General features: G+C 43.4%; 18 protein-coding genes and 1 pseudogene. 13 read left to right on the forward strand and 6 right to left on the reverse strand.

Annotation, left to right across the window (positions count from 1 at the left end; genetic code table 11):
* The first annotated feature begins 146 nt into the window (after positions 1-146).
* Together HMPREF2086_RS09445 and HMPREF2086_RS11040 are read left to right on the forward strand one after the other, a co-directional pair.
* Positions 147-776, forward strand: a complete 630-nt coding sequence (locus HMPREF2086_RS09445) for an NUDIX hydrolase (protein ID WP_023928607.1) — start codon at positions 147-149, stop codon at positions 774-776.
* 81 nt (positions 777-857) lie between these two features.
* On the forward strand, positions 858-1,784 hold the full coding sequence (locus HMPREF2086_RS11040) for a plasminogen-binding N-terminal domain-containing protein (RefSeq protein WP_023928608.1): 927 nt from the start codon (positions 858-860) through the stop codon (positions 1,782-1,784).
* On the opposite strand, the gene HMPREF2086_RS12215 is transcribed toward HMPREF2086_RS11040, so the two are convergent.
* On the reverse strand, positions 1,758-1,922 hold the full coding sequence (locus HMPREF2086_RS12215; RefSeq protein WP_222859737.1) for a hypothetical protein: 165 nt from the start codon (positions 1,920-1,922) through the stop codon (positions 1,758-1,760). The genes HMPREF2086_RS11040 and HMPREF2086_RS12215 overlap by 27 nt on opposite strands.
* Between HMPREF2086_RS12215 and HMPREF2086_RS09455 the strand changes: the two genes are divergently transcribed.
* Entirely contained in the window at positions 1,909-2,901 is a 993-nt protein-coding gene (locus tag HMPREF2086_RS09455) for an MnmC family methyltransferase (protein ID WP_023928609.1), read from the forward strand. The two genes, HMPREF2086_RS12215 and HMPREF2086_RS09455, sit on opposite strands and share 14 nt — an antisense overlap.
* A 48-nt stretch (positions 2,902-2,949) precedes the next feature.
* Positions 2,950-3,885, forward strand: coding sequence for a methionyl-tRNA formyltransferase (fmt, locus tag HMPREF2086_RS09460; protein WP_023928610.1), 936 nt, complete (start codon positions 2,950-2,952; stop codon positions 3,883-3,885).
* 247 nt (positions 3,886-4,132) lie between these two features.
* Here the strand turns inward: fmt and HMPREF2086_RS11810 are convergent, their stop codons facing one another.
* A complete protein-coding gene (locus HMPREF2086_RS11810; protein ID WP_156921337.1) occupies positions 4,133-4,309 on the reverse strand; it encodes a hypothetical protein in 177 nt (58 codons plus the stop codon).
* A 5-nt stretch (positions 4,310-4,314) separates the two neighbouring features.
* Positions 4,315-4,575, reverse strand: a complete 261-nt coding sequence (locus HMPREF2086_RS11815; RefSeq protein ID WP_148374525.1) for a hypothetical protein — start codon at positions 4,573-4,575, stop codon at positions 4,315-4,317.
* 22 nt (positions 4,576-4,597) lie between these two features.
* Between HMPREF2086_RS11815 and HMPREF2086_RS11820 the strand changes: the two genes are divergently transcribed.
* A complete protein-coding gene (locus HMPREF2086_RS11820; protein WP_148374526.1) occupies positions 4,598-4,849 on the forward strand; it encodes a hypothetical protein in 252 nt (83 codons plus the stop codon).
* Positions 4,850-5,251: 402 nt separating this feature from the next.
* Positions 5,252-6,463, forward strand: coding sequence for a hypothetical protein (locus tag HMPREF2086_RS09480; protein WP_023928611.1), 1,212 nt, complete (start codon positions 5,252-5,254; stop codon positions 6,461-6,463).
* Positions 6,464-6,529: 66 nt separating this feature from the next.
* Here HMPREF2086_RS09480 and HMPREF2086_RS12415 read toward each other — a convergent pair whose 3' ends face one another.
* Positions 6,530-6,652 (reverse strand): hypothetical protein, encoded by a 123-nt coding sequence (locus tag HMPREF2086_RS12415; protein WP_267902094.1) that lies wholly within the window; start codon positions 6,650-6,652, stop codon positions 6,530-6,532.
* A gap of 89 nt (positions 6,653-6,741) precedes the next feature.
* Here HMPREF2086_RS12415 and HMPREF2086_RS11825 point away from each other — a divergent pair, with 89 nt between their 5' ends.
* Entirely contained in the window at positions 6,742-6,915 is a 174-nt protein-coding gene (locus HMPREF2086_RS11825) for a hypothetical protein (protein ID WP_156921338.1), read from the forward strand.
* A gap of 6 nt (positions 6,916-6,921) precedes the next feature.
* On the opposite strand, the gene HMPREF2086_RS09485 is transcribed toward HMPREF2086_RS11825, so the two are convergent.
* A complete protein-coding gene (locus HMPREF2086_RS09485; protein WP_148374527.1) occupies positions 6,922-7,263 on the reverse strand; it encodes a hypothetical protein in 342 nt (113 codons plus the stop codon).
* Between the two features lie 63 nt (positions 7,264-7,326).
* Here HMPREF2086_RS09485 and HMPREF2086_RS11830 point away from each other — a divergent pair, with 63 nt between their 5' ends.
* Positions 7,327-7,515 carry a hypothetical protein gene (locus tag HMPREF2086_RS11830; protein WP_148374528.1) on the forward strand — a complete coding sequence of 63 codons (189 nt, stop codon included), beginning with the start codon at positions 7,327-7,329 and terminating at the stop codon, positions 7,513-7,515.
* On the opposite strand, the gene ligA is transcribed toward HMPREF2086_RS11830, so the two are convergent.
* The gene (ligA, locus tag HMPREF2086_RS09490; RefSeq protein ID WP_023928612.1) at positions 7,484-9,676 is read right to left on the reverse strand and encodes an NAD-dependent DNA ligase LigA; all 2,193 of its coding nucleotides are present in this window, start codon (positions 9,674-9,676) and stop codon (positions 7,484-7,486) included. The two genes, HMPREF2086_RS11830 and ligA, sit on opposite strands and share 32 nt — an antisense overlap.
* 159 nt (positions 9,677-9,835) lie before the next feature.
* Between ligA and HMPREF2086_RS12220 the strand changes: the two are divergent.
* From HMPREF2086_RS12220 to ppa, 5 genes and pseudogenes are all read left to right on the forward strand, one after another.
* Positions 9,836-9,940, forward strand: a pseudogene (locus HMPREF2086_RS12220) (chemotaxis protein CheV); the annotation flags it as partial.
* A gap of 561 nt (positions 9,941-10,501) precedes the next feature.
* The gene (locus HMPREF2086_RS09495) at positions 10,502-11,389 is read left to right on the forward strand and encodes a chemotaxis protein (protein WP_267902098.1); all 888 of its coding nucleotides are present in this window, start codon (positions 10,502-10,504) and stop codon (positions 11,387-11,389) included.
* Between the two features lie 152 nt (positions 11,390-11,541).
* Positions 11,542-13,335, forward strand: coding sequence for an aspartate--tRNA ligase (gene aspS, locus HMPREF2086_RS09500; RefSeq protein WP_023928615.1), 1,794 nt, complete (start codon positions 11,542-11,544; stop codon positions 13,333-13,335).
* 70 nt (positions 13,336-13,405) lie between these two features.
* Positions 13,406-13,990 carry an adenylate kinase gene (locus HMPREF2086_RS09505; RefSeq protein WP_023928617.1) on the forward strand — a complete coding sequence of 195 codons (585 nt, stop codon included), beginning with the start codon at positions 13,406-13,408 and terminating at the stop codon, positions 13,988-13,990.
* Between the two features lie 11 nt (positions 13,991-14,001).
* Positions 14,002-14,523, forward strand: coding sequence for an inorganic diphosphatase (gene ppa / locus HMPREF2086_RS09510; protein WP_023928619.1), 522 nt, complete (start codon positions 14,002-14,004; stop codon positions 14,521-14,523).
* Positions 14,524-14,592 lie beyond the last annotated feature (69 nt).

Raw genomic sequence — 14,592 nt, forward strand, 5'->3', positions numbered from 1 at the left:
AATTAAGAGAAAACTTATTAAAATGCCCTTTCTTTTGTCAGCACTTTTTGCACCCTAAAGTTATTTATGATTTTGGCTGTTTTTAGCATTTTTCACCTCAATATATTAAGCAAAACCACATTACAAAACCACAATAAGGAGTTTGCGTGTCTTTGGAATACTTTCTTACCCCACCTCAAGCCACACCCAAAATCACAGATTTACGACAAGGCGAGTGCAAAGATTCTCGCTTCATTAAGCCGTTGCGATTGCACTATAAGCAAGACGGCGAGGACAAAGATTGGGATATTATCCACTCTCACGATAGCGTATCGATAATGCTATATGAGCGTGATTTGGAAGCGTTTGTGATTGTCAAGCAGTTTCGCCCTGCGGTGTATATGCGCAATCACAATGGCTATATTTACGAGCTTTGTGCGGGGCTTGTGGATAAGCCAAAAAAGAGCTTAGAAGAAATCGCCATAGAAGAAGTCTTTGAAGAATGCGGGTATGAAATCCCTGTAAGTCGCTTGCAGTTTGTCAATAGCTTTTACAACTCTGTGGGAATCAGTGGCGCAAGGCAGACAATATACCTAGCAGAAGTCAGCAAGGAGGATAAGCACGCGCTAGGTGGTGGCATAGATGGCGAAAAAATCGAAGTGCTATACCTAAAAGCAAGCAAGGCATTGGACTTCGTGCGTGATGAGGACTACCACAAAACACCCTCTCTAGCCTTTGCTATCAACTACTTTTTTTATCAGTATCGCCCTCAAGCAAAAGCTAGTAAAAAGCGATGAGAATCCCAAAGCCAAAAGTAGCCAAAGCCAAAATTAGTAAAGCTAAAATCACAAAATCTATAAAAAAGGAATACTTCCACGATGAGCACGACAAAAAATCTAACAAAACAAAAACCCTACCAAGTGCGTATCCAAACTTTTGCGCTAGCTTTTGCCCTGCTACTTTTGCTATCTCTCCAGCAAGCGCACAGCGAGCAAAATCAACTAAAGAATCTTTACAAACTTCAGCACACCACAAAAATCGCCATTTCATCTGTCGATACAAAATCCAACACCATAGAATTTCCAGCTATGGGACGCGTAGTGGGCGAGAGTGGGTTTATATGGCATATCTATGATGAAAACTACGCAAGTATCATCGCCACCGCTACGATTATAGAGATAAAATCAAGCCAAAATGAATATAGCCCAAAAAACACCACACAAGAAAAAACCTCACAAAAAGCTAACCCACAAAAGCAAAATCCAAAAGATAACGCCAGCCAGAGCGCAAAAGCAATAGCGCGGATAAATCCTATCAGTGTCTTAGAGCAAAAATACCTCCCAAGCCCTACAAACAAGCCTGTCGCAGGCGATGAGGTGCATTTCGGGACGCTAAATAGCCTAGCCTTTATCATCGCTCCTACGCTAGAGACTTATGATTCTATCCGTGCTAGCTACCCATCTATGCAGTTTCTAAACTCCGATTTAATGGTGGGCTATCTTTTTGACAAAAGCAAATTCGACCCCAAGCCAAAAGTGCTAAGCAATGCTTGCGCGGTGTATAGCGTGGGATTGCTTTTTTTGGTTACAAGAGATAGGCTTTCCGTGCTTGATTGTCAAAGTTTGGTAGAGCTAGATAGCGTGGCGTTTGATACAAGTGCAGTTGGGCAGACGATTGCGCCGTTTTTTTCGCGTGTGCAATACGCCTCAAGCGGCTCGCTAGATTCTGCACTCAAGCGCAAAAACTCAAAGCAGTATTTTGAATACTACGATGGGCTACTAAAAGAGGGCAAAAACTTCAAGTAGCCCAAGTAGTAGCGCAACTCCACACAAAGCCACCTCATACAAGTCATTTTGCAAGCAAGCCACCTCACAAATGCCACCTTGCAAAATTTCCAAAACCACAAACCCCCACCAATAAATCCAAGCAATGAATCCAAGCACAACTCTTTTTGCTAGTAGCGATGGCTCTCTTAGTGCGTTTAATGAAGAGTTTGGCGAGTGCTACTCCTCGCTTAGTGAGGGTGCGCTAAGCGAAAAGCTCACCAAGCATATTGCCCCTGCGTTTGAGTATCTGCGCTCACAAATGCAAAGCGATGATTTTAAAGCCAAAATCCCCCTTAGCACAAAAAGCGATATTTGGATTTTGGATATTTGCTTTGGGCTAGGGTATAATGCCTTTTTGAGCGCGAGCGCATTTGAGTATTTACTAGGACAATCAAACACCAAGCCAAAACCAGCTAGCGCAAAACTTCATATCATTTCGCTAGAAAAAGATAGGGCTACTTTGGATTTGGCAGGGCAGATTTGGCACTTAGATGATAAGAAGTGGCAAAGCCTAGCTAGCGGGCAAAGCACTAGCCTAAACCAAAGCACTAGCCTAACTATCATTTGGGGCGATGCAAGCAGTGTGCTAAAAAATCTTGCACAAGTTTTTGAAAAAGATTTCACAAAAGATTTGTCAAAAAAATCAAAAAACCAAAAATATCTTGCAGATTTTGAGAGAGATTTTGCGCAGGGTTTTGGGGGGGATTTTGCAGAATATTTTGCCAGAGATTTTGCAGGCTTTGATATTATCTACCAAGACCCCTTTAGCTTTGGCAAAAACCCTGCACTATGGAGTGAGGAGCATTTCAAGCGCCTTTTTGCCATAAGCAAAAGCACTTGTCTCATCACTTCTTATGCTACGCGCAAAGAAGTGCTAGCAAACGCGCAAAAAGCAGGGTTTCTAGCACACAAGCAAAAGGGAGATTTTAGTCGTTTTTGCCAAGATATTTTTCTCAAGCACAAAGGCAAGCACACAAGCAAAATCTCCAATAAGGCAAAATCACACCCAAATCCACAAGTAAAATCTAGAGAATCTAGCCTTTTTAGTAAGCAAAAATTGCCTGCCAAATGTGCAAAACCACACAAACCATACTAAACTAAGCACGCAAAACCACACAAATCACATTAACCACAAGGAGAGTATATGAGAATCGTATTTATGGGGACACCGATTTTTGCGACTATCGTTTTTGATAAGCTGCTTGCAGAGCTTGAGAGGGCAGGGCATAGCTGTGAAGTCCTGCGCGTAATCACCCAAGAGGATAAGCCTGTGGGACGCAAAGGCATAATCACTCCCCCACCGATGAAGCAAAAAGCCTTGCAAAAAGGCATAGAAGTCTTGCAGCCACGCACCCTAGATAGCGCATTTAGCCAGTCCCTAGCTTCATTGCAGATAGATTTTATACTCGTAGTAGCTTATGGCAAGATATTGCCAAAATCGATTTTGCAAATCGCGCCCTGCATAAATGTCCACGCTTCCATACTGCCCAAATATCGTGGCGCAAGCCCCATTCAGCAGATGATTTTAAGCGATGATAGCCACTATGGAGTAAGCATAATGGCTATGGAGGAGGGGCTTGATAGCGGAGCGATTTTAGGGGTTAGCAAAATCCCTAGAAACGATGAGAACTACACCGCTTTGAGCGCGACTTTAGCCCAGCTAGGTGGGGCAGAGCTTGCTAGGGTTTTGTGTGAGTTTGACACTATCACGCCCTTAGCTCAAGATGAGAGCAAGGCTAGCTATTGCAAAAAGATTCGCAAAGCCGATGGGGAAGTGCGCTTCACAAATGCGAGCGAAATCTACAAAAAATCCCTAGCCTTTACCCCTTGGCCAAGCGTGTTTATGCCAAATGGCATAAAGATTTTTGGTATCAAAGTAGCACAGATAGAAGCACTCGGCACAAAAGCAGGCAAGACAAAAGCAGGCGAGGTGCTAAGCATATCGCCCACGATAGTAGCCTGCCAAAAAGGCGCGATAGAGATAGATGAGCTGCAAGCCCCTAGCAAAAACAAAATGCGCGCAAGTGAGTTTCTAAAAACACGCGGGATAAAAATCGGCACAAATCTTTTGGAGATATAAGCCCCTCAAATCGTTGTTTGCAATTTTTTAGCACATTGTTTGCGCTCAAGCATAAAAAACTACTATGCGATAAAAAACTGCATTTTGTAATTCTTTGTAAATACCCCTCCCTAAATCCCTCAGCTACGGGGAGGGACTTTTTGTGGCACATAACGCCACTTATTCCACCCCTATCTCATAAAATTTTCTTTTCTTTGCTAAATTGCCACTTTTTTAAGCCCCTTTCCTTGCGAAATCGCTACACTGCTTAACACCCCTCCCCCAAATAATAAATTGTAGCAGAGAGATTTGGGACTTTAAAAGCCCCCTCCCTTAGCACAAGGATATTTGCTCTTAGTGCGAGGATATTTGCCACTCTTGAATCTCCCTCCCTTAGCGTGAGGATACTTTCTTTATTAAGCCCCCTCCCTTGCGAAATCGCCACACTGCTTAAGCCCCCTCCCTTGCGGAGGGGGTTTGGGGGTGGGTTCTTTTGCCCTTAAATCTCAAGCAAGACAAACAACTTCTAGTAATGCAAATACTTCCGTCATTGCGAGACTTGACAAAGTCAAGTCGTGGCAATCCAAAAAAATGCGCCAAACTTGTCATTGCGATATTCCGTGCGAAAGCGTGGAATCGTGGCAATCCACAATGACAGCATAAACTCCACCACGCTGTCATTTGCGAGAATCGCTTTAGCGTTCGTGGCAATCTATGTCTTTTTATTTTTTGTATGGATTGCCACGCAAATGCTAAGGCATTTGCTCGCAAAACAAGGCAAAGCCGTAGTTTCTTTAGTAATGACGGAAATCAACCCACCCCCTTTATCCCCCTCCGCAGAGGGAGGGGGAACTCGCAAAATTACCACTTGCAAAGGGAGGGGGAACTCGCAAAATTACTACTTGCAGAGGGAGGGATTAAAAAGCAAATCCCCCTCGTGCTAAGGGAGGGGGGGAATATTTCTCGCCATTGCGAGCAAGCGTAGCGAAGTTTTTTAGCAATGACAAAAAATATTGCCATATTTGAGCGCAAGCGAAATATCTCAAAAAAATAATGCGAGTTGTTAGAAAATATTTTTAGAGATATTTTCGCTTTTTTGCAAAAAGCCCAATATGACAAAAAAATCAAAAAAAACAAAAAATCAAAAAAACCACACAAGCACCCCACAATCCACTCCCCCACAAAATTTTCCACAAAAATCTAACATTTCGCTAGATTTTCCACCATTTTCTAGCTTTTTACACAATTTTTACATTTTTTATTTCTCATTTTTACTTTTTTTTGCCACAATTACTAGCATTAGGTTTCACGCTTGCTTTACATTTGGCATTTTTGTAAGGCAAAAGTGTAAAGCAAGCGAGCCTAAAATCACTCTTAAGGAGAAGAAATGAAAAAGTTGGCTTTGAGCGGCGCACTAGCTGCGATTGTGGCGATACCTGCACTAGGTATCGAAGTGTATAGCAATGAGGAAAAGGGAGCTTCTGTGGAGCTCTATGGTAGCTTGAGAGGCTTTGTCGGTGGTGGCGGAGAACTTCCAAAGATAAATGATAGCAGATTACCTGTTGGGAGTGGTAATGCGCTAATCGGCTTCCAAAATAACTCCCACTTTGGTATCAACTCCAAGTATGGCAAGCTTTTCACAAAAGTAGAGTTTGGCTTGAGTGAGGGTGGATTTCTGGGCACTACAGTAGTTGCAAGCGACGGCACAAGTAAAAATTATGTCGGCTTGCGTAAGGTATTTGGGACTTATGACTTTGGCTCTGGCGGTAAGCTAACCTTTGGTAAGATAGACACACCTACGATTGAGGGTGGGTTTCAGTCAGATTTCAACAACAACGATGCAGGTGGTAATGGATTTGGCTCTGTAACCACTGGAAGCAGAAAGCTCCAAATCCAATACTCCCACTCTGGAGCGACTGTGGCTATTATCGCCGATGAAGCAGCAACAGGGAATGCTACCAATACTGTATATACCCAAAGCTACCTATCAAATTCTAGGCTAAATCCGTTTCCTAGAATCGCTGTATCTTATGAGGGCAAAATAGGCGAAAAAGGTAAATTTAAAGTCGCTGCTACCTATAAGTGGTATGGTGAAAATTACTCTTCACAACCTAGAGCGAATGTGCACGCTGGGCATTTAGTTGCAGGAGCAAAGATTCCCTTTGGAGAAAAAGCCTATCTATCTGCTATATTTCACTACGGAATAAATGGACACCTATACTCCGAACAACAAACTTCATACTCTACAGGCACATATGGATATAGCAATCTCAATGAAGGAGCAGGGCTAAATGCACAACGCACAGGGCTACTACTAGAAGGTGGAGCAAAAATAAATGACACCATAAGCGTAGCAGCAGGCGTGGGCTACCAAGCGACATTTAATGGTAACAATCAGCGAGGACATTTGAGCAATAATAACGGGGCGCAAGCTATCCATAGCTACAAAGTCTATGCAAACCTCCCTATCAATGTCGCAAAAGGCTTCCAAGTCGTCCCACAACTTGGGCTTTATGACACTATTGAAACTTACAGGGTTAAAACAGATAATCATAGAACGGCTCTTGTAGGACTTATCCGCTTGAAGTATGACTTCTAGGGGATTTCTCTAAGAGATTTTGCTCTAGGGTATTTTTCTAGGAGGGGGATTTTCGCTAGGTTTCTCCTAGTAGATTTTTGAGCTTTGTGATACTTCACTTCTTAAAGCCCCCTCCCTTTGCGTTAGGATACTTGCTTTTTTAAGCCCCCTCCCCAAATAATAAAAATTGTGGCGGAGGATATTTACCACTCTTTAAGCCCCCTCCCTTGCGGAGGGGGTTTGGGGGTGGGTTTTCCCCATTGAATCCAAAGTAATGCAAACAACTGCTAACGATGCAAATGCCTCCGTCATTGCGAGGCAGTGGCTTTAGCCACAACGAAGCAATCTACCACGCCGTCATTGCGAGACTTGACGAAGTCAAGTCGTGGCAATCCAAAAAAATGCGGCAAACTTGTCATTGCGAGATTCCACGCGAAAGAGTAGAATCGTGGCAATTCACAATAAAAGCATAAATTATACTATGCTGTCATTGCGAGAATCGCTTTAGCGTTCGTGGCAATCCACAAAAAAAGAAATAGATTGCCACGCAAGTCTTGCGACTTGCTCGCAAAACAAGGCAAAGCCGTAGTTTCTTTAGTAATGACGGAAATCCACCCACCCCCTAACCCCCTCCGCAAGGGAGGGGGGAATATTTGGGGCTTTGCCCTTTTGCAAAGCGCAAGGCTTAGTTCTAGCGCGAAGTAAAACACGCGAGGCACTCCCCCAAGCCAAAAAAGAAACAGCGGAAGCGTTTTCTTTTTTGGGCGGGGGAGAGGGGAGGGGGCTGCCTTTTTTCTTTTTGCGATTCTACTTTCTGCCATTTTATAAAAAATCTTCTTTCTTTCTTTCTTTCTTTTTTTTTTTTTTTTGGATATTTCGCTTTTTTGCAAAAAGCTCAATATGACAAAAAACACCACAAAGTCAAAATCTCACAAAAATCAAATTCCGCGCTTACAAACCTCCACGAAACTCACGCAAAGACTTGCAAAAATCACATAAAACCCAAAAACACAACAAAAACCACTACAAAATCATATCCATTTACAGCATATTTTCTAGCTCTGCTTCATTGATGATTTTTACACCTAGAGCGCGGGCTTTTGCTTCCTTGCTCCCCGCACTATCCCCGCAAAGCACAAAGTCCGTTTTGGCACTCACACTTCCGCTTACTCGCGCCCCTAGCGATTCTAGCATTTGCTTTATCTCATCGCGTGGGCGAGATAGAGTGCCTGTGATGACAAATGTTTTGCCCGCAAAAATCTGCCCCAAATCGCGCTCATTATCCACATTACTCGCTTTACCCACACCACCGTGAGTGCTTGCTTCGCCTTGATTCCCCCCGCCTTGATTTCCACTGCCAAAAGCCCCACTTGAATCGCTCATCACCCTAAGTGGTGGCACTTTTGGCGAGATAATCTCTAAAATCCTAGCGATGATTTTTGCATTTATCACGCCAAATTCCAAGATTGATTGCGCCATTTCCTCGCCAAATCCATTGATTGCCAAAATCTCATCTTTGCTTCTTGTATAAAACTCCACCCCAAAGCTACTTGCAAGCTGCTTGCTCGCCCACTCCCCGATATTTGGGATACCTAGTGCGTTTATCACGCGCCACAGCTCCACGCCCTTGCTAGCTTGTATCGCTTCTAGTAGGTTGGTGATTTTTTTGTCTTTGAAGCCCTCCAAATCTGCCAAATCCTCCCTTTTTAGCTCATAAATATCCAAAATCGATGAGATTTTGCCCATATCATAAAGCAAGTATATGATTTTCTCGCCCAAGCCATCGATATTTAGTGCCTTTTTGCTAGCAAAATGCACGATAGATTCTTTTACTCTAGCTTGACAAGAGAGATTTGCACAGCGGATAAAAATATCCTCTTTTACTAGTTCTTTATCACATATTGGGCAGTGTGTGGGGGGGATTATGCGTGATTGTGTGCCATCGCGTCTTGCAGGGATTGATTTGATGATTTTGGGGATTACATCGCCACTTCGTATGAGGACTACAAAATCATTTATTTGTATGTCTTTTTTTGCTATCTCTGCGTAGTTGTGAAGTGTGGCGCGAGAGATTTTTGCTCCCTCGATTTCCACAGGCTCTAGCTCGGCTACGGGCGTTATCACACCTGTGCGCCCCACTTGATGAGTGATTGAGAGGATTTTTGTGATTTTTTCGAGTGCGGGGAATTTATACGCACAAGCAAAGCGTGGGGATTTGCTTGTCCAGCCTAGCTGCGCTTGAGAAGCAAAGCTATCTAGCATTATTACCATTCCATCTAGTAGCATTTCAAAATCATCTCGCTTAGATTTTAGCTTCTCATAGTGTGCGTGGATTTCTCGCGCATCTTTTGCCACTGCCAAATCCCCCAAAAACGGCGCAAATCCAAAATCTTGGATTTGCTTCATCGCACCATAAAAGCTAGAATCCAAAAGCGCGAAATCTAGCTTAGAATTTGGGTTTGTTTTGTCCAAGTCTGCCTCATTTGATTTTGCTTCGCTTGAATCTACTTCATTTGGATTTTTTTGGCTTGAATCTACTTCGCTTGATTTAGTCTCACTTGAGATTGTGCCTATGCCCCACGGGACAAAAAGTAGCTTTCGCTTAGCCGTTATGGCACTATCTAGCTGACGAAGCGAGCCTGCAGCGGCATTGCGTGGATTGGCAAAGAGTGGCTCGCCTTTTTGTAGTCGCTCATTGTTGATAGACTCAAAATCCTCTTTTTTGATTACCACTTCGCCACGAATCTCTACTAGCTCTTTGTATGGGATATGAAGCGGGATAGAGCGGATTGTCTTGGCATTGTGCAAGACTTCCTCGCCCACTAGTCCATCGCCTCTTGTCGCTGCGCTTATAAGTGTGCCGTTTTGATAGCGTAGATTTAGCGAAGCTCCATCAAATTTGGGCGAGCATACAAAAGACGCATTTGGATAGGATTTTAGGATTTTATCCACCCACTCGCTCATCTCACCCTTGCTAAACACATCATCTAAGCTCCACATTCTACTTAAATGCCTAGACTTGCTAAACTCCTCTAGCACTTCGCCACCTACGCGCTGTGTAGGCGAGAGCGGGGATATACTCTGCGGGTGCGAATCCTCATAAGCCTTGACTTCGTGGTATAAAATGTCATATTCCTCATCGCTAGCGATTGGGTCATCTAAGACATAGTAGGCATAAGCATATTTAGAAAGTTTTGCCACCGCTTGTGTGTATTCATCAAAAGAAGCAAGCATTTTTTGCCTTTTATTTAAGGGTTTGTAAAGAAAAATAAAGAAAATTTGAAGTAAAATTATATAATTTTCTGCCTAATAAAGAGAATCTGCTTAAATAGAATCTACCCAAATCCAAAGGCGCAGAATCTTAAGCCACAAATCAATACTAAGGAGTTAAGCTTGCTAAAAGATATAGACCAGCAAACAAGCCTGCACCTAAACAACGAAGCGCAGTTTTTGTGCTTCACACTTGATGATAAAAATCCCTTAGAGCTTTTTTCGCTACCAAATTCATCGCAAGGCACTTCTAGAGCGATTTCCCAAAATGGCGCAAGCATTTCAAACAACACAAGCGCGACAAACTCTAGCCTAGCACAGAGCAATGCAAATGTGGCAGGAGCACAAGGTGCTTTGCAAAATGGCTCATCAAATGGAGTGCCAAACGGCTTGCCAAATAGCTTGCCAAACAGCTTACAAGGACAAGAGCAAGCAAACACCCTATCAGTATGCCCTCATTGTGGTGGGGCTGTGTGTCCTCATTGTGGCAATGTGGTGGATTCACTAGAATCAAACGAGTCAAGTGTAGAGGGCGCACAAGTAGCAACCCACGCTCCCCACGAGCATACACACCAAAATGTTAGCGATTCTGTCTACTCTGGTGCTACACAGCTTACAGACCTCACAAGTATCAAGCACAATAGCGCGCAAAACTCACTCATCACAAATATCACTTCACACACCAATCAACACACTAGCCAAAATCCACAACCCACAAAACCGCACCAAACCCCAAGAGATGAGAGCAAAAGCCACCCACACCCACTGCTAGAAAACCTAGAATCAAGCGTGTTTAGCCCTACTTCTGGGCAGCATATCGGCGAGCAACTCTATGCGATAAATGTATTTAAAGTGCGTGAAATCATCTACTATGACGGCGAAATAACAGAAACTGCGGGGGAAAAAGACGGGCTTGTGCTTGGATTTTTGACCGTGCGAGGGGAGTCTATGCCACTTATTGATATGCGCAGGTGGCTATACTTTAGCTCAAATGACCCGCATAGAGATTTGCGTCCCTTTTCGATAAACTCTCAAAAAAGCCTTGTGGTGATTTGCCATTTCTCAAGCCAAAATATAGGGCTTAAGATTTTGGGCGTGAAGCGAATCATCAACAAAAATTGGGGCGAAATCACAGCAGGCGGGGAGTTTGGGTTTGATGGGGAAAGCAAAGTCGTAGCCACGACAAAATACGATGACGGCTCGGTAATCCAAATCCTAGATGTCGAGCGAATGGTAGCTGATGCGTTTCCTGATATGGCAGAATCTAGCAAACTTGAAATCGACAATCTCCAACGCATAAACACTGATAAACTGATTTTAGTAGCAGAGGATTCCAAATCAGCTAGCAAGGCGTTGGGACTGATTTTGGAGCATTTGCATGTGCATTATATGACTTTTGCAAACGGCGAGGGACTGCTTGATTATTTGTATTCTGATGGTGTAGCTACCCAAGTGGGAGCTATCATAACTGACTTAGAAATGCCAAAAATATCGGGCTTTGAAGTGCTAAAGAGAGTCAAAAACACGCCAGAATCTAGACATATCCCTGTGATTGTAAACTCCTCTATGAGCAGTGATTCTAATGTCGAAATGGCTCAAAAGCTAGGCGCAAATGCCTTTATTTCTAAGTCAAATCCCGCCGAAGTCGAAGAATATCTGCGCAAGTTTTTAATCTAAATGGCTTGCAAAAGTAGCTTATAAAGTGTTTTTTACAAAGCGTCTTGCAAAACGGCTTAAAAAAAGTAGATTCTAAGCATTTGACTTGCGTCTGCTACACAGGCGCGAAATCTGCAAGCACAAAATCTAAATAAAATCTAAAAAGGAAATCTATGCAAAGAACGCATTTATGCGCAAAAGTGAGAGAAAACCTCATCGGGCAAGAAGTGTCAGTATGTGGGTGGTGCAATAGTTATAGAGACCACGGAGGCGTGGTGTTTATTGATTTGCGTGATAGTAGTGGGTTAGTGCAGCTTGTGTGTGATTCTACCTCTACTCCGCAGGCTTATGAGATAGCCCAAAGCGTGCGTGATGAGTTTGTGCTTCTAGCTAGGGGCAAGGTAAGGGCGCGTGGCGAGGGACTAGAAAACCCCAAACTAGAGACAGGCAAAATAGAGATTCTAATTGATGCCCTAACTATCGAAAATCGCGCAAAAACCCCACCAATCCTTGTAAATGACGAAAATATCAGCGATGAGCTAAAGCTAAAATATCGCTACTTAGATTTGCGTAGCCCAAAGGCGTTTAGCATTTTTAAAACTCGCAGCGATATAACGATGAGCGCGAGAAATAGCCTGCAAAAAATGGGATTTTTAGAAGTGGAAACGCCGATACTGACAAAGCAAACTCCAGAGGGAGCGCGAGACTATCTCGTGCCTAGCAGAATCCACGATGGCGAATTCTACGCCCTGCCACAAAGCCCACAGCTTTTCAAACAACTTCTTATGATAAGCGGATTTGATAGATATTTCCAAATCGCAAAATGCTTTCGAGATGAGGATTTGAGAGCGGATAGGCAGCCAGAATTTACCCAAATCGATGTAGAGATGAGCTTTTGTGATGAAAATGATGTGATGAGCGTGTGTGAGAATCTGCTAGCTGATATTTTTGGTGCGCTAAATCTACCCATACAAACGCCGTTTATGAAAATCCCTTATAGCGAGGCTATGGAAAAATACGGCAGTGATAAGCCAGACTTGCGCTTTGAGCTACCACTCATAGAAGTTGGGGATTTGTTTGTGGATTCTAGCAATGAGATTTTTGCCTCTATCGCAAAAGATACGCACAAAAACCGCTTCAAAGCCTTGTGTGTAAAAGGCGGGGACAATTTTTACTCACGAAAAATGCTAAGCGAAGCAGAAGAGTTTGTGAGAAAATTTGGTGCAAAAGGCTTGGCATATATCCAAATCAAAGATGAGCCAAAAGGACCGCTTGTAAAATTCATAAGCCAAGAAAATCTAGCTTCATTGCTAGAGCGCGTGGGGGCACAGCAGGGGGATATTATATTTTTTGGCGCGGGGGATAAAAAAAGCATTTGGGATTATATGGGGCGATTGCGCGCAAAAGTGGCAAAAGATATGGGGCTAATCAATGAGGAAGAGTTCAAATTCGCGTGGGTGGTTGATTTCCCTATGTTTGAGAGAGATGAAAATGGTGCAATTTCCGCACTTCATCACCCTTTTACTATGCCAAAAAATCTCTCCAGCCAAAACCTAGCGCAATACAAGAGTGGCTCTAGCGATATAGAGGAAATAGAATCTATCGCCTATGATGTCGTGCTAAATGGCGTGGAGCTAGGAGGAGGAAGCCTTAGAATCCACAAAAACGATATGCAGCAAGCCGTGTTTGATTTGCTAGGGATTAGCCCAGATGAAGCAAAGGAGAAGTTTGGATTTTTGCTTGAAGCCTTGCAGTATGGTGCGCCACCACACGGAGGATTTGCTATCGGGCTAGATAGGCTTACTATGCTTATCACGCGCTCATCAAGTATCCGTGATGTCATCGCATTCCCCAAAACCCAAAAGGCAGCTTGCCCGCTTACTTCTGCGCCAAGTGCGGTGGGCGAAGAGCTATTGCGTGAGTTGCACATTCGCTTGCGCAATCCACAAAAAAATTCGCTACAATAGTGCGCTTAAGTGCTCTCAAACGCACTCACAAAGCGCATTTGTAAAATCCCAAACCAAAAAAGGAGCAAAAATGAAAAAGCTTTTTTTAATCATCGGTGCACCCGGCAGTGGCAAAACCACAGACGCGCAGCTAATCGCTAGCAAAAACCCAAAGACAATCGTGCATTATTCCACAGGCGACTTGCTAAGAGATGAAGTCAAGCGCGGAAGCGAACAAGGCAAAATCATCGGCAAAATCATCGCCAAAGGAAATCTAGTCCCGCTAGAAATAGTCGTAAGCACGATAATTTCAGCTATGCAAAAAGCACCAAGAGATATTATCCTAATTGATGGCTATCCTCGCAGTGTCGAGCAAATGCAAGCCCTGCACGAGAAGCTAGAATCCCAAAACCTAGTCAAACTCGCAAGCGTGATAGAGGTAAGCGTAAGTGAAGCAGTGGCAAGGGAGCGCGTGCTAGGCAGAGCTAGAGGAGCTGATGATAATATTGAGGTGTTTAACAACCGAATGAGAGTGTTTCTAGACCCGCTAAAAAGTATCGAGAACTTTTATGGAGCGCGAAAACTACTACACAAAATCAATGGCGAGCGAACCATAGAAGAGATAGTCGCTGAAATGAATGCCTTTGTCCTAGAGACAGCCAAAAATCTAAAATAAAAGGAGTAAAAATGGACATCTCAAAAATCCAAGTAGGCAAAAGCCCTGATAGCATAAACGCAATAATCGAAATCCCTTATGGCTCAAACATAAAATACGAAGTAGACAAAGACTCTGGCGCAGTCGTAGTCGATAGGGTAATGTATAGTGCTATGTTTTATCCAGCCAACTATGGCTTTGTGCCAAATACTTTGGCAGATGATGGCGACCCTGTGGACATACTCGTGCTAAATGAATACCCCCTGCAAGCAGGAAGCGTGATAAAAACCCGACTAATCGGCGTGCTGATAATGGAAGATGAAAGCGGAATGGATGAGAAACTACTAGCCGTGCCTACAAGCAAAATCGACCCACGATATGACAACATCAAAAGCCTGCAGGATTTGCCAAAAATCACACTTGATAGAATCAAAAACTTCTTTGAGACTTACAAAATCCTAGAGCCAAACAAATGGGTAAAAGTCAAAGATTATCGCGACATAAAAGAAGCTGAAGCGATACTCCAAAAAGCAGTGGCAAACTACAAAAAGTAAGGGTTATAAAGACTTAATTTTTACCTCGTTTTTTTTGTGATGAATATCGCTATTTTCCTCCCTATTTTT

The sequence above is a fragment of the Helicobacter macacae MIT 99-5501 genome (genome assembly GCF_000507845.1).
Classification (GTDB): domain Bacteria; phylum Campylobacterota; class Campylobacteria; order Campylobacterales; family Helicobacteraceae; genus Helicobacter_B; species Helicobacter_B macacae.

Coding starts and splice junctions, on each gene's coding strand:
- ligA (WP_023928612.1), bottom strand. CDS start 9,676: ATGCTTGCTTCTTTTGATGAATACACACAAGCGGTGGCAAAACTTTCT.
- fmt (WP_023928610.1), top strand. CDS start 2,950: ATGAGAATCGTATTTATGGGGACACCGATTTTTGCGACTATCGTTTTT.
- HMPREF2086_RS11825 (WP_156921338.1), top strand. CDS start 6,742: ATGCCTCCGTCATTGCGAGGCAGTGGCTTTAGCCACAACGAAGCAATC.
- HMPREF2086_RS11040 (WP_023928608.1), top strand. CDS start 858: ATGAGCACGACAAAAAATCTAACAAAACAAAAACCCTACCAAGTGCGT.
- HMPREF2086_RS11820 (WP_148374526.1), top strand. CDS start 4,598: ATGGATTGCCACGCAAATGCTAAGGCATTTGCTCGCAAAACAAGGCAA.
- HMPREF2086_RS09485 (WP_148374527.1), bottom strand. CDS start 7,263: ATGGCAGAAAGTAGAATCGCAAAAAGAAAAAAGGCAGCCCCCTCCCCT.
- ppa (WP_023928619.1), top strand. CDS start 14,002: ATGGACATCTCAAAAATCCAAGTAGGCAAAAGCCCTGATAGCATAAAC.
- aspS (WP_023928615.1), top strand. CDS start 11,542: ATGCAAAGAACGCATTTATGCGCAAAAGTGAGAGAAAACCTCATCGGG.
- HMPREF2086_RS09505 (WP_023928617.1), top strand. CDS start 13,406: ATGAAAAAGCTTTTTTTAATCATCGGTGCACCCGGCAGTGGCAAAACC.
- HMPREF2086_RS09455 (WP_023928609.1), top strand. CDS start 1,909: ATGAATCCAAGCACAACTCTTTTTGCTAGTAGCGATGGCTCTCTTAGT.
- HMPREF2086_RS09480 (WP_023928611.1), top strand. CDS start 5,252: ATGAAAAAGTTGGCTTTGAGCGGCGCACTAGCTGCGATTGTGGCGATA.